Source organism: Acinetobacter tianfuensis (assembly GCF_003611465.1).
Taxonomy (GTDB): Bacteria; Pseudomonadota; Gammaproteobacteria; order Pseudomonadales; family Moraxellaceae; genus Acinetobacter; species Acinetobacter tianfuensis.
Genome location: NZ_RAXV01000009.1, coordinates 29,556 through 43,462, shown reverse-complemented (window position 1 = coordinate 43,462; position 13,907 = coordinate 29,556). Strand labels below are relative to the sequence as shown.

General features: G+C 42.5%; 11 protein-coding genes and 1 pseudogene. 7 read left to right on the top strand and 5 right to left on the bottom strand.

Annotated features, from left to right (window positions below; translation table 11 throughout):
* Nucleotides 1–139 precede the first annotated feature (139 nt).
* On the top strand, nucleotides 140–1,921 hold the full coding sequence (locus D7V32_RS05760) for an acyl-CoA dehydrogenase C-terminal domain-containing protein (RefSeq protein WP_120401955.1): 1,782 nt from the start codon (nucleotides 140–142) through the stop codon (nucleotides 1,919–1,921).
* Nucleotides 1,922–1,968: 47 nt separating this feature from the next.
* Here D7V32_RS05760 and D7V32_RS05755 read toward each other — a convergent pair whose 3' ends face one another.
* A complete protein-coding gene (locus D7V32_RS05755; RefSeq protein ID WP_120401954.1) occupies nucleotides 1,969–2,601 on the bottom strand; it encodes an FMN-binding negative transcriptional regulator in 633 nt (210 codons plus the stop codon).
* A gap of 151 nt (nucleotides 2,602–2,752) precedes the next feature.
* Between D7V32_RS05755 and D7V32_RS05750 the strand changes: the two genes are divergently transcribed.
* Complete coding sequence (locus D7V32_RS05750; RefSeq protein ID WP_120401953.1) at nucleotides 2,753–3,250, top strand: phosphate-starvation-inducible protein PsiE; 498 nt, start codon at nucleotides 2,753–2,755, stop codon at nucleotides 3,248–3,250.
* A 106-nt stretch (nucleotides 3,251–3,356) separates the two neighbouring features.
* On the opposite strand, the gene D7V32_RS05745 is transcribed toward D7V32_RS05750, so the two are convergent.
* Entirely contained in the window at nucleotides 3,357–3,845 is a 489-nt protein-coding gene (locus D7V32_RS05745; protein ID WP_120401952.1) for an RcnB family protein, read from the bottom strand.
* A gap of 182 nt (nucleotides 3,846–4,027) precedes the next feature.
* Between D7V32_RS05745 and D7V32_RS05740 the strand changes: the two genes are divergently transcribed.
* A complete protein-coding gene (locus D7V32_RS05740) occupies nucleotides 4,028–4,483 on the top strand; it encodes a hypothetical protein (RefSeq protein WP_120401951.1) in 456 nt (151 codons plus the stop codon).
* An 83-nt stretch (nucleotides 4,484–4,566) separates the two neighbouring features.
* Here D7V32_RS05740 and D7V32_RS05735 read toward each other — a convergent pair whose 3' ends face one another.
* Entirely contained in the window at nucleotides 4,567–6,033 is a 1,467-nt protein-coding gene (locus D7V32_RS05735) for a phospholipase D-like domain-containing protein (protein ID WP_120401950.1), read from the bottom strand.
* Between the two features lie 94 nt (nucleotides 6,034–6,127).
* Nucleotides 6,128–8,239 carry a zinc piracy TonB-dependent receptor ZnuD gene (znuD, locus tag D7V32_RS05730; RefSeq protein ID WP_120401949.1) on the bottom strand — a complete coding sequence of 704 codons (2,112 nt, stop codon included), beginning with the start codon at nucleotides 8,237–8,239 and terminating at the stop codon, nucleotides 6,128–6,130.
* 145 nt (nucleotides 8,240–8,384) lie between these two features.
* Between znuD and D7V32_RS05725 the strand changes: the two genes are divergently transcribed.
* The 4 genes and pseudogenes from D7V32_RS05725 to D7V32_RS05710 all read left to right on the top strand — a co-directional run bounded on the left by D7V32_RS05725 (nucleotide 8,385) and on the right by D7V32_RS05710 (nucleotide 12,629).
* Nucleotides 8,385–9,164, top strand: coding sequence for a DUF4184 family protein (locus D7V32_RS05725; RefSeq protein ID WP_120401948.1), 780 nt, complete (start codon nucleotides 8,385–8,387; stop codon nucleotides 9,162–9,164).
* A 159-nt stretch (nucleotides 9,165–9,323) separates the two neighbouring features.
* Nucleotides 9,324–11,108, top strand: a complete 1,785-nt coding sequence (gene aspS / locus D7V32_RS05720; RefSeq protein ID WP_120401947.1) for an aspartate--tRNA ligase — start codon at nucleotides 9,324–9,326, stop codon at nucleotides 11,106–11,108.
* Between the two features lie 310 nt (nucleotides 11,109–11,418).
* A pseudogene (locus tag D7V32_RS05715) lies at nucleotides 11,419–12,284 on the top strand (lysophospholipid acyltransferase family protein).
* Nucleotides 12,285–12,410: 126 nt separating this feature from the next.
* Complete coding sequence (locus D7V32_RS05710) at nucleotides 12,411–12,629, top strand: hypothetical protein (protein ID WP_120401946.1); 219 nt, start codon at nucleotides 12,411–12,413, stop codon at nucleotides 12,627–12,629.
* Nucleotides 12,630–12,785: 156 nt separating this feature from the next.
* Here D7V32_RS05710 and D7V32_RS05705 read toward each other — a convergent pair whose 3' ends face one another.
* Nucleotides 12,786–13,850: a glycosyltransferase gene (locus tag D7V32_RS05705; RefSeq protein ID WP_120401945.1), complete on the bottom strand. Its 1,065-nt coding sequence runs from the start codon at nucleotides 13,848–13,850 to the stop codon at nucleotides 12,786–12,788.
* Between the last annotated feature and the right edge of the window lie 57 nt (nucleotides 13,851–13,907).

Sequence of the window (13,907 nt, the reverse complement as noted above, 5' to 3'; positions counted from 1 at the left end):
AAAGGACGGTCATAGCATTGGCAGTCCTTTTTCTTTATAAATAGTCCCATAGTTTTACTTTGGTCAATCTTCTGCACAATGTGTGTCAATAAAAGTTGCCCTCAGCTCTCAGATTCAAACAATAAACAGGTGAACGAACATGCCAATTTACAATGCGCCTCTCGCAGATATGAAATTCATCTTAAATGATGTTTTTAAAGCAGAACAATTCTGGCAAAACAATGAAAATCTTGCCCACGTTGATGCAGCAACTGCTGAAGCGATTCTTGAAGAAATGGCAAAGTTTGCACAAAACGTAACACATCCGCTTAACCGTACAGGTGATGAAGAAGGCGCAACATATAGCAATGGCAGCGTAACAACACCTGCGGGCTTCAAAGATGCATTCAAACAATATGCTGAAGGCGGCTGGATTGGCTTAGCGGCGGATGAAGAATGGGGCGGCCAAGGCATGCCGAAAATGCTGACTGTACTTGCAGATGAAATGCTGTTTTCTACAAACCCATCTTTCATGCTCTACCCGCTGCTTTCTGTAGGCGCAGGCATGGCGTTGAACAGCTACGCTTCTCAAGAGCAAAAAGAAACGTATTTGCCAAAAATGTACACAGGCGAATGGTCAGGCACCATGTGTCTAACTGAACCTCATGCAGGTACAGACTTAGGCATTATTAAAACTAAAGCTGAGCGCAATGAAGACGGTACCTACAACATCACTGGTACGAAAATTTTCATTACCGGCGGTGACCATGATCTTTCTGAAAACATCATTCACTTAGTTTTAGCAAAAACACCAGATGCGCCTGCTGGTTCACGCGGTATTTCACTGTTTATCGTACCGAAGTTCATTGTCAATGCGGACGGCTCTTTAGGTGAGCGCAATGCGGCAGGCCCAGGTTCTATTGAACACAAGATGGGTATTAAAGCATCTGCAACATGCGTCATGAACTTTGACGGTGCAAAAGGTTACCTCGTTGGTAAAGAAAACGAAGGCCTAGCAGCCATGTTCGTGATGATGAACTACGAACGTCTGTCGATGGGTATTCAAGGCCTTGGCGCTTCTGAGTTTGCTTACCAAAATGCTGCGCAGTATGCGACAGACCGTTTACAAGGCCGCAGCGCTTCTGGCGTTCAATCCCCTGCTAAACCTGCGGACAGCATTTTAGTTCACGGTGATGTGCGCCGCATGCTGTTAAATGCCCGTGCAAATAATGAAGCCTCTCGTGCATTTGCAGTCTATGTTGGCCAGCAGCTCGACATCACTAAATTCTCAACCGATGCAGAAGCTGTGAAAACAGCCAATGACCGTGTTGCGCTTTTAACACCAATTGCTAAGGCATACCTAACAGATACAGCCTTCCAAGCAACACTTGATGCCCAAATGGTATTTGGCGGTCACGGCTTTATCCGTGAATGGGGTATGGAGCAATGCATCCGCGACTTACGTATTGCCCAAATTTACGAAGGCACCAATGGCGTTCAGTCTCAAGATTTAATTGGCCGTAAAACCATTAAATGCGGCGGCGCATTCATTGCTGAATACATCCAAGAAATCCGTGATTTCACAAATGACCTAAGCGCTGACCTGAACTTCATTAAAGATGCAACTCTAGATGCGGCAGCAGAAGTTGAGTCTGTAACGCAATATGTACTTGAAGCAGCAGGCGAAAATGTAGAGTTCTCGAATTCTGCAGCGGTTGATTATCTGCATGCGGTCGGCCTATTAAGCTTCTCTTATATGTTTGCCCGCATTGCCAATGCAGCCAAAGACAAAGACGGCGAGTTCTACCAAAACAAACTGTCACTGGCGCTGTATTTCGTTCAACGCGTTTTGCCTGAACTGGCTGTCCGCATTCAAAAAGTAAAAGCAGGTTCTGAAATCATCATGAACTTCTCTGAAGATTACTTTACCAATCAAGCTTAAGTCGAAAGCGACTTAAAATAAAAAAAGCCCGAATATTCGGGCTTTTTTTATTTCTTCTCTGCATGATAATTTCGCACCGACGCCGCCATTTCAGCATTCGAATTTTCCAAAGCATTTGCTACTCTTTCAGCATCTGCAGCACTGCGGTTTTGACTGACTTTAAACTTCCCCATGATTGAATCTATTTCAATTTCAATCGCCACAATTTTCTCTAACTGTTCAGCAATAAAATCATTCGGTGCATCGCCCATTTTCCATGGCACAGCTTGAGTCGCTTCATGAGTACGTGTGAGCCGCGCCAAAATTCCACGCAAATACTTTTCATCATCCACTTTACGCATCATGCCTTTAACATGCACCACGCGGTAATTCCACGTTGGTACTGTACGATGATGCTCTTGCTTTCCTGCATACCAGTTTGGAGAAATATAGGCTTGATCTGCATGAAAAATCACATACGCAGATTGTTCTCTTTCTAATAAATTAAACAACGGATTCGCTTTGGCAATATGCCCTCGAAGCATTCCCTTTTCACCAACTGAGCGATCTAATTCCAAAGGAATATGATTAGCTTCAATTTCCCCTTCACATACAACCATCACACTGGCGAAAGGATTTGCTTCAATACAGTCAAATAGCTCAATTAAATCTTCCTGCTGAAAATGCGTCGGCAAATACATTTTTTATGCTCAAGTAACTTTAGGCAAAACTACCTTAGCACCAGAAGCCTGAATTTTTATATCGAAATAAATGTAATTTTTCCCATTCATGTGCATGAAACTTGCTTGTTATTTAATGAAATATATCGCAATCTAAAAAAGGAGGCCTCCCATGTCTGAGCGCAACCCTAAGGTAGAAAAACTTGAAGCCCTCCTCGATCAATTAGGCAATTTTGCAGTTGAAGCTTTTCACTACATCGCCCTTTTCGTGATCGGCTGTATGGTCATGTGGTCTGCAGGACATACCGTCTATGAAATATTGACGGTGAAAAAATTTGCCACCATCGACGATATTCTTTTGCTATTTATTTACTTAGAACTGGGAGCAATGGTCGGCATTTATTTTAAAACCAATCACATGCCTGTCCGCTTTTTAATTTATATCGCAATTACAGCACTGACCCGCTTACTGATTGCAGATATTCAGCACACACACAAAGCCAGCATGGATTTGGTCATTATTACAGGCTCTATTTTAATTCTTGCCTTTGCTATTTTGGTAGTGCGCTATGCGTCTTGGACCTTTCCGTCAGTCATTCGCGATAAACACTCAGAAAAACCGCTGCCAGAAGGTAAAACCCCTCGTCCGCAAGATGATGAGCTTGCTTAATCTTTTAGCGCCCCTCTTTCATAAAGAGGGGTTTGGGGGGAGATTTAATGACAAATGTTCCTATCACTATAACCAGTCATTTCAACATAAATAAAGCAACATAGAATTATCGGTTCGGCACCAAGACATAACGGCCGTTTTCAAAAATCCAATACATGCCCTCTGGCGGATCTGGCAATCCTAAACGCCGCCAGTCGCTGATCACAACATGGGTTGAACTGGAAATACTGCTGTTTGACGGTTCACCGTTGACCCAGCCATAGCTGTTGGAACTGTAAGTCACCGTACTTGGCGCCCTATAATAAATATGGACGCCATTTTGCGGCGGATATGGCCGTACAGGCGGATGCGGCGGGTGCGAATGCACTGGCGGATACGGTCTTACCGGCGGCCGTGAAGGCGCTGGATCTAAATGCTGCAGTGAAGGATTGGAAAATACTGGCTGACGGTACGGCTGATAACTGCCATTCGGAGGCAGTGGACGATGATGCCTAGACGTATCTGCACCGCGGTAATTTGCACTGCCGCTCTCAGCAAAAACAGGAACAGATACTCCTGCAAGCATCAATACTGCTGTAAACACAATTGCTTTCATATCAGCCCCCTTTTCAGATCTATAGCCTTATTATAAAGCGCATTTTAGGAGAAAAAATGTACAAGTGCTGTCATGCTGCAAACTTTTATCAGCCCGGTCAAACATAGCGGCCACGCCTGCCAAACAAAATTTAAAACAGGATTATGTTATTATTCGATTTTTAGTTCATTGAGTTTGACGTTGTGGCTGATTTAAGTTTTGACCGACTTCATCAATTCTTCTGTAAAGTTCCGAGTGTTCAAGAAAATTTTATTGATTCTTATGGCACCGATGGCAAAACAGCATGGTGGTTTAAATTTCAAATTAATCTTGATCACCCGCTGGCATGGCAAACCGTGCAGGAGCTGGGCCATGTGCTGAACTATATTTCTAAAAATGAACGTTTGCCGACCCAGTTTTTACCTGTCTCTCCGCCGCCTTATATGAATGGTGAAGCAAAACAGTTTTTAGCATGGGTGATTCAGTGCAATCATGCTGACTTTCCGCCAGATGCAGTTTGTGACTGGCTGGAAGCACGCCTGCCTCAGCCTGTAGAAGATGCTGAAAAATGGAAAATTAAAACCGATTTGCATGAATTGGATCAAATGACGGATAAAGATTTGGATACTTTAGTACCGCCAAATCCTGAGTCTAAATAGAAAAATTAATCTCCCTAAATCCCTCTTTTTAAAAAGAGGGACTTCCTCCCTTTTTCAAAGGGAGGTTAGGAGGGATTCAAAAATCAAAACGTCGACAAACCCGACCATTCCATAAAACGGTACAGCGCATATTTCAGTTTAGACTCATCTGCATATTTGCTGTAATCCACGCTGATTTGACGGCCATTCAAGTTAGACCAAGCAGTATTAAAGTTCTGCTCTGCATCCTTAAATACTTGTGCATCACGCCCGCCAATCACACGTAAATTGGTTTCTAAATTATAATTTTTTAAGTTACGGGCTGTAAAATTTGCAGAACCTAGAATGATCTCAGTATTGTACATGCTGCGTTTGATCAGCATCTTACTGTGACATTGCTCACCCTGCGTATTGCACCAGCGCACCTCTATGCCAGCCTTATGCAGTTCAGCCGCGACTGGACGGTTCGGAATACCATTTTTAGTCCGGCCAAATGCATCCTTGTTCGGGTCGAGCAGCACACGGACTTTAACACCGCGTTCATGCGCTGCAATCAGTTCCTGAATAATTTTGCGCTCAGATAAATAGAACATGGCAAGGTCAATCTCTATACCGGCTTTCTGACTGCTTTGAATCGAATCTAAAACAGCCTGATATATTGCGCCTTCCGTCAGTACCTGAACCTGCGGCAAGTTTTTAGCATCTTCAAATTCACCTGCAATAACAGCTGGCATATTTGCCTTAGACAGCATGCCAACCGTCTGTTCCGTCTGCAGGATATCAAGTGCCGTTTTTCCCTGCACGGTCAGAGCAACATTTGAATGATGCGAACTGCCGTCATGCGGATTCATTGAAGTCACTAAAGCTTTCCAGCCTTCATCGGTGTCTACAACCAGTGTTTTACGATGATTGGCCTTAAAATTCAGTAAATTGAAATAACTGCGGAGTGTAATTTTGTCACTGCCAAAAGGATTCGGCAGCCAGCCCTTTTCAGCATTATTGCCCAAACCCTGACAGCAGAGATACCACAGCCCCGACCATGCTGGATTTGAAGCGCGCAGTGAATTCAAGTCTGTTTCAATCACATCAATCCCCGCCTGACGCAGGCTGCGGTACTGAGCGGGCTGCAAACCTCCATAGACCGAATTGATCGGATCTGTAATAAATTTGATTTCTAAATTGGGTGTCGTGCTCTGCTTATTGATTAATGCATCTGTCAACTGCTGCGTCAGCGCTAAATGCGCTGTTTTTGAGTTGCCCCTTTCTGCATTAAACAGAAACATATCCAGCACGATTGTCGTCTTTGCCTGCTCAATCAAACTGAGCATTTGTTTGAAAATTTGCTGATCAATCTGCTGCTTGCCTGCAGCATCGACATAAGTCTGATCTGCCAAAAACTGTACCTGCGCATGGCGCAGCTTGCCCGTATAATTCAGGCCTTCCGGCAAGGGTTTATACACATGGTAGACCGCAGATGACAGATAGCCCAGTGCCAGCATCCCAACAACCATGCCAATATATCGACGGCGCGACCAATTCAGCTTTCGGTGAATCCGCTCAAAAATACGCATAATAAAAAACCTAGTCCAATGTGCTCAGACTAGGTTTTATCCGTTGAATTTTCAAGAGGATTTCTGTGTTATCCGCTTAAACTCATGTGCAAACTTAGAAACCGAACTCTAAGCCTACAGTGAAGTTTCGGCCAACTTGCGGAATATTTGAAAGGAATGAAGCATGTGAATACACTTGATCATCTAACAAATTATTGGCTTTAAAATACACACGGTAATCATTGTCTTTTGCATACTGGCCTGCATAAGCCAAGCCAACATTGACCATGTTATAGCCTTGCGTTTCCTGCTCATGCGCAGCAAATTTATCTTGCTTAAACACATGATAATATTCAGCTAAACCAGACCAGCCATCTGTAAAGTCAGCTTCTACTTTTGCACCTAAACGGCCAGACGGCACACGCGGCGCATTTGCTCCATCAATTTTGCCTCGTACATAATCACCAAACACACTGACTTTGTATTGATCAGTAACCGCATAGCCTGTTTCAGCCTCTACCCCATAAAACTTCGCTTTGTCTTGGGTATAGTCCACTAAACGGAAATTATCATGGCTATCTGTTGTCGCTGCATAAATGTAGCTGTCATACCAGTTATGATACACATGCACATGATAATCCAGTTGATCTGCTTCATAATGCAGGCCAAGCTCTACATTATTCGACTTTTCCGCATCTAAGTTTTCATTGCCGCGCTCATAAGTATTGGTCGCAAAGTGCTTGCCATTGGCATACAGCTCTTGTGCTAGAGGCAAACGCTCCTGATGCGATGCAACAAATGAAAGCTTATAGTCTGGCGCAAACTCCCAGTTCACAGCGCCTGAATAAGAAATTGCATAGTCATCATAATCTTTTTGAGTTGAATCGATATCAATCTTTTGCTGATCAGCACGCAAGCCCAGTTCCACGTGAAAATTGCCAAATTGCTTATGCTCTAGACCAAATAGACTCCACTTTTCAGTCGTGCTTGGATTCATTAAAGACTCTTCACCTGAAATATCTAACTTTTGGCGGTTGTACTGCGCGCCAATCCCCCCTTCCCAATCTGCAATTGGATTATGCAACAGCTCTAAACGCGCATCGTAGCCTTGGCTTTTAAATGTAGTCAGTACTTCATTTTCTTCCAGCTCATCATGTTTATAGTCTGTATAGCTGGCATGCGCACGGAGCTTTTGAAATCCTGCAAATGGTTCAAACAATTCTGTACGTAAATCATAACGCTCAGATTTTAAGTCGACCCATGGCCCGCCATGCTCTTCTTCATCATGATCATGTGTATGGCCGCCCGCCCCATGCGCGTGACAATCCAATGTATTGCCATGCGGATGACAATTTTCATATTCATGGCTATGACCCGGCAAGCCATACTGATCTTCACGGCGGCTATAAGACAGCCCTGCAAAACCTCGATCATGAATCCATGATCCGCCGATATTCACCGTTTGACCTTCGGCAAAGGTATTATCTACACGGCGCTCTTTGACATATTCCGTATGCTTTTCATGCTGCCCATTTCCTAAATCATGCTCATGGCTATGTTCATGTACATAATCTGGCGCAATATAATTATTCGCTTTACGCTTTGTGCCTTCCACACGAATGGCAAATTGATCGCCCAGTGCAGCCGTCACACCAGCGCTTGCCAGTTTCTCATCACTGCCTGAATTGTAGCGGAGGCCAACTTGACCTTCGTAGCCTTTATCAGGCATTTGCGTTGGAATTTTCTGATCTGTGACATTCACCAATCCGCCGACTGTACCTGCGCTATAAAGCAGTGTTGACGGGCCTCGAATGATTTCAACTTGCTTTGCTAAAATCGGATCAACCGTTACCGCATGGTCTGGTGAAAGTACAGAAACATCGGCAGTTTCAGAAGCGTGCTGCAGCACTTTTACTCGCGGCCCATCTTGCCCGCGAATCACTGGACGGCTAGAGCCTGAACCGTATTGGTTTGAATACACACCAAGTTCATCAGCCAAAGCATCACCAATGGTTGTACCACGTTCAGCTAATTTTTTCTGACTAACAATATGATCAGCAACTGCAAAATCGGCAGCTGATTGTTCTAGGGGATGGGCTTGTACATGAATGGTATCGAGTTGTTGTACGGCCCCCTGCTTAGATTGGGTTAAAACCTCATCTGCAAATGCAAACGGTGCCATAGAGGCAAAAATAGATACGCTGATTAATTTCTTCTTGAATAGCATGCTGGCAGCTCAGGTAGATGGCTTTGTTTTGTTATATTATAACATTTCAATATTTTTTCAATAAAAAACATTTCTAAGCTGAGCTCTCAGCTATACTTTGACGCATTAGTCTTTTGATTTATTTTAAATAATTATATTTTAAATTATGCCCTTTACCATTTCGCATGCTGTCTTAGCACCGCCCCTCTCTAAATTAAGCGGTGGTCGTTTGCCCATTGCCGCCTTAGCCATTGGCTGTATGGTACCGGATTTATTTCGCTTATTTACCAATGCCAATTATGATGGATCACATCAATGGTCGGGGCTCATTGTGCCTAATCTTCTCTTGGGCTTAATGTTTTGCTTGCTGTGGTATGCATTTTACCGACCGATGCTGTTTGCTTTTTTTGGTCTACATAAACCTCTCAATCTACACGGCCTCAATCAATGCTGTGGTTTTATTCTAAGCCTCATCATTGCCATTATTATCGGCACATCCACACACATCCTTTGGGATGGCCTAACCCATGTCGACTTTCGGACTTTCGCCTTCAAAGAGACCTTAAGCCTGCCTGTAGCGCTATTTGGCAGCAGCTATCCTTTGCATCGAGTTTTACAAATCGGACTATCCATCTTTGCGCTGCCGATTTTAGCGTGGATGATCTACCGCCATCATCTGCGCTACCGCAGCACAGACCCAGTCAATAAAAAGACCCAAATCTATGTATATGGCCTGTCGCTGCTGTCCTTGACTGCCGGTATAGCCAGCTATTTATATTTTGCAGACAGTGCCTATTCAGATGCCTATGTCCACGACCTCTATGCTTATATCGGCAAATCAATTAATTATTTTTTCCGTGCATTTTTAGCCATCTTCACACTCGGCAGCCTTATTTTCGTCATCCTAAATGCCGCGACAAATTTTTTCACAGCAGCCGCGGAATAAGCTGACGCTAAAATATTGCCCGCAGCTAATTTTTAGCGTTTAAGCCTAAGTCCCTGTGACAAAATGCCCAAAAAGAGGCATAATCCCCCCTTTGTATAAAAGCGGTGCGCTGTTTACGTATTCGCTGAACTTAAACCATATAGTTGGATTTCTAACGCTATGATGCGAACTCATTACTGCGGTTCTTTAACCGAAGCTCAAATTGACCAAACCGTAACATTATGCGGCTGGGTACACCGCCGCCGTGACCATGGCGGTGTCATCTTCCTTGACATGCGTGACCGTGACGGTCTTGTTCAAGTGGTTATTGACCCAGATACTCCAGAAGCATTTGCAACTGCAGATAAATCTCGCTCAGAATTCGTATTAAAAATTACAGGCCGTGTACGCCGCCGTTACGAAGGTACTGAAAACGCGAACATCACAAGCGGTCAAATCGAAGTTCTAGGTAAAGAAATTGAAGTTCTTGCTTCTTCTGAAACCCCTCCATTCCCATTGAATGATGAAAACACCAATATTTCAGAAGAAGTACGTTTGAAATACCGTTTCTTGGACATCCGCCGTCCTGAAATGTTAGAGCGTTTACGTTTCCGTTCTAAATTGACTAACCTGATTCGTAACTATTTCGAAGACAATGGCTTCTTAGACGTTGAAACGCCTATTTTGACCCGCGCGACTCCTGAAGGCGCACGTGACTATTTAGTGCCTAGCCGTGTTTCAAACGGCAGCTTCTACGCGCTTCCGCAATCTCCGCAGCTATTCAAACAGCTGTTGATGGTTGGCGGTATTGACCGTTACTACCAAATTGCGAAATGTTTCCGTGATGAAGACTTACGTGCTGACCGTCAGCCTGAATTCACACAAATCGACGTTGAAACATCGTTCATGAGTGACGATGACATCATGGATTTAATGGAACGTTTAACTGTGAAGATGTTCAAAGAACTTCTAAACGTTGAATTCGATAAATTCCCTCGCATGACTTATGCAGACGCAATGCGCGACTATGCATCTGACAAGCCAGATATGCGTATTCCTTTGAAATTGGTTGACGTTGCAGACATGATGCAAGACGTTGAGTTCAAAGTATTCGCAGGCCCTGCTAAAGATCCTAAAGGCCGTATTGTTGCGCTTCGCGTACCGGGCGCTGGCTCACTTCCGCGTAGCCAAATTGATGAATACACCAAATTTGTAGGCATCTATGGCGCGAAAGGCTTGGCTTACATCAAAGTGAACGAGCTTGAAAAAGGCATCGAAGGCCTTCAGTCTCCAATCGTTAAATTCATCGAGCCAATCGTACTTGATCTATTAAAACGTGTTGGCGCTGAAAATGGCGACATCGTGTTCTTTGGTGCGGACAAAGCAAAAGTTGTAAATGATGCAATGGGCGCTTTACGTATTAAAGTCGGCCACGACATGAAACTTGCAACTTGCGAGTGGGCGCCGCTTTGGGTTGTTGATTTCCCAATGTTTGAAGAAACTGATGACGGCAAATGGACATCTGTTCACCACCCATTCACGCTGCCAAAATCAACGGTTGAAGAAGTGAAGAACAATCCGGGCGAAGCGCTTTCTGTTGCTTATGACATGGTATTGAACGGTACTGAAATCGGCGGCGGCTCACTTCGTATTTTCAACCTAGAAATGCAAAAAGCGATCTTTGAAGCGCTTGGCATTGGTGAAGAAGAAGCGGAAGAGAAATTCAGTTTCTTGCTGAACGCATTAAAATTCGGTGCGCCTCCTCACGGCGGTTTAGCATTCGGTCTTGACCGTCTAGTGATGTTGATGACAGGTTCATCATCTATCCGTGACGTGATTGCATTCCCGAAAACGAAGACTGCTGAATGCCCTTTAACTCAAGCGCCTGCGCCAGTTGAAACCAATCAGCTGCGTGACTTAGGTATCCGCTTGCGTGAAAAACCAAAAGCTGAAGAATCTAAATAATCTTACCTTTTAAGATTTAGATTTTAAGGTTCAAAAAACCCTGCTCAGTGCAGGGTTTTTTATTGCCGTCAATTCCACATTTCACCCGTCAGCATAAAAGTTCATTTTTAATTTACTTTGCTAATCGCAAACCTGCAGCGCTGCGCTATGATGCAGTGCCTGATCATGAAAGCATTAATCTGTCCACTTCAGGTGTTACTCTATTTTGTTTTAATAGCTTCTGATCATTTTCATTATTTAACGAAACTCGTCCGGTCTCTTAGCAAAATTTACGTTTAAACCACAATAATATTTTGAGACCATTTACCTGATGTACTTAATTTTTAAAATAATATCTCACCTGCCGCTGTGGCTGCTGCAAGCCCTTGCCTTGACCATTGCATTTATTCTTTACCATTTCAATTTGTCCATCACACGCATTACCGCAATCAATATTCAGCTTGCCTATCCCGAACTTTCTCCAGCATTACAGAAGCAGTTAATCAAACAAAGTGTGCAGAGCCAATGCCTGACTTATATTGAATTTATTAAGTGCTGGGGCATGCCGCCAAAATACAGCTTGAGTTTAGTAAAAAACATACAAGGTGAAGCAGTTTTAACCGAAGCGCTCGCAAATAAAAAAGGGGTTATTGTCGTCGTTCCGCACTTTGGCTGCTGGGAGTTGCTCAACGCATGGCTGAACGTATATACAGAACCGATGATTATGTATAAACCGAATAAAAATAAAGGTATAAATCGCTATTTGCTGGAAGCGCGAGAAAAATGTAATGCCACATTAGTGCCCACTGATGAAACTGGAATACGCGCCATTTTTAAACATTTGAAACAAGGCGGCCTAACTGTTATTCTGCCTGACCATTTACCCAAGCCATCTGGCGGCATTTACGCTGATTTTTTGGGCAAAAAACTTTATCGATCACGCTGGTTTCTAAACTGGCGGCCAAAACACAATGCAATGTTATCGGTTTAAGCTGCATTCGAAATTCTGACCTGAAAAGTTTTGATATTCACTGTCAAAAACTGCCTGATGACATTCTTTCTCATGATTTACAACGTTCAGTCGACAGCTTGAACCTTGTAATGCAAACGATCATCAATCAAGCGCCAGAACAGTACATTTGGTCGTATAAGCGTTTTAGCAACTGCTTAGGCAATATCAACATGTATCACAAATAGCAGATTTTTGCTCAATACCATGCCCCCTTTTGCGCCAGTAAAACATGGATTAGCCTTATACAATTGAGATCAATTTTCAACAGTGGCATAATAGCATTCTCTTAGATTGTTGCTGTGTATCTCCTTATGGCTATGCGTCCTGAAGTTCGCCGTCGTGCAATTGTTCTTATTGTATTTTCAATCGTACAGTGGGTGTTTATGCGCTATATCGTAGATAATCAGCTGTTTAATCTAACGACTTATAACCGTATTGTGATTTTCTGCGCCAGCAGTCTGGCAGGAGCATTTGCTATTTTTGCTGCGCTTATTTATATGGTGCTGAAAGGTAACGCGGATAAAGAATAATCACTATTTTAGCTTATGTATCCTCTAAGATAAGACCAGATCACTCACATAAGCTTTGTAAGCATGTCTTATTGGATCAACCTTGAATGCAACACTCTGTATATCAGCCCCTTCTGCGATGAGCCAAAGGGGCTATTTAGCTAAAATAATGAACTGTTAAGCGGCTTGTACTTTTTGATCCGATAAACTTTTATATGCATCAATATATTTTTGCGCAACGTTATTAATATCAAAACGGGCTGATTCAGCTTTCACTTTTGAAAACTTTTCATTGAATTCATCATAGTTCAAATAGACCTGATTCAATGTTTGAGCCAGCTTTTCTGCATCATCTTCAATAATAAAATCATCACCTAATACTTCACGATGATTCGCCGTATCTAATGCAAAGACCATTTTGCCATAATAAATGCCTTCAATGAGTGCTAATGAAAAGCCCTCTAATCTTGAAGGTAAAATTTGCAAATCTGAGCTACAAATATAATCCCAAGGATTATTCACAAAGCCAACTAATTTAACTTTATCTGCTACATTTAATTTCTCAATTAAGTCTTTAAGTTCTTGCTCATAAACCCCCTGACCCAAAATATATAAGCGGTAATCAAAATCGATCTGACTCAAAGCCGTAATCGCCAACTGCCAATTTTTATGTTCTTCTAGTCTTCCCACGCCAACAATATTAAAAGTATCATTCTTTAGAATTTTTGTAGGCTGTTGAAACTTAATACCATTTTCTATCAGAATATTTTTTTTCGCATTACAAAGTTTCAGTGTTTCTGGTGAAATACCCACGCAGATATCCGCATATTTCATACGCTTCTTAACAAACCAATTATGCTTCGTAAATACCAAAGGAATTTTTTTAGAGAGAAATATCTGACAATATTTCATAATTTCGAGCATCTTTGTATTATGACAATGAATCACATCAGGATTGATTTTTTTTAATATTTTGGCAATTTTATATAAATAGAAAATATTATGACGATTTCGATCCGTTTCAATATCAACAACATTCACAGTATCTTCAATATAATCTGTAATTTTATTCCCTTGAAAGTCGTAAGTATTGGCCAGTAAAAAGACTTCATTATTCTGACTCATTGCATTACACAAATCCACACAGACTTTTTCTGTACCGGCAAACTCAGTAAAATATAATATATGGACGATTTTCAACTTTTCATTCTCATAATAAGTTTTGGTTAATTCAGCTACCAAAGCTGTGCGAAGCTATTTTATACAAAAATAATACAATTAACTTAATTTAATCTTATG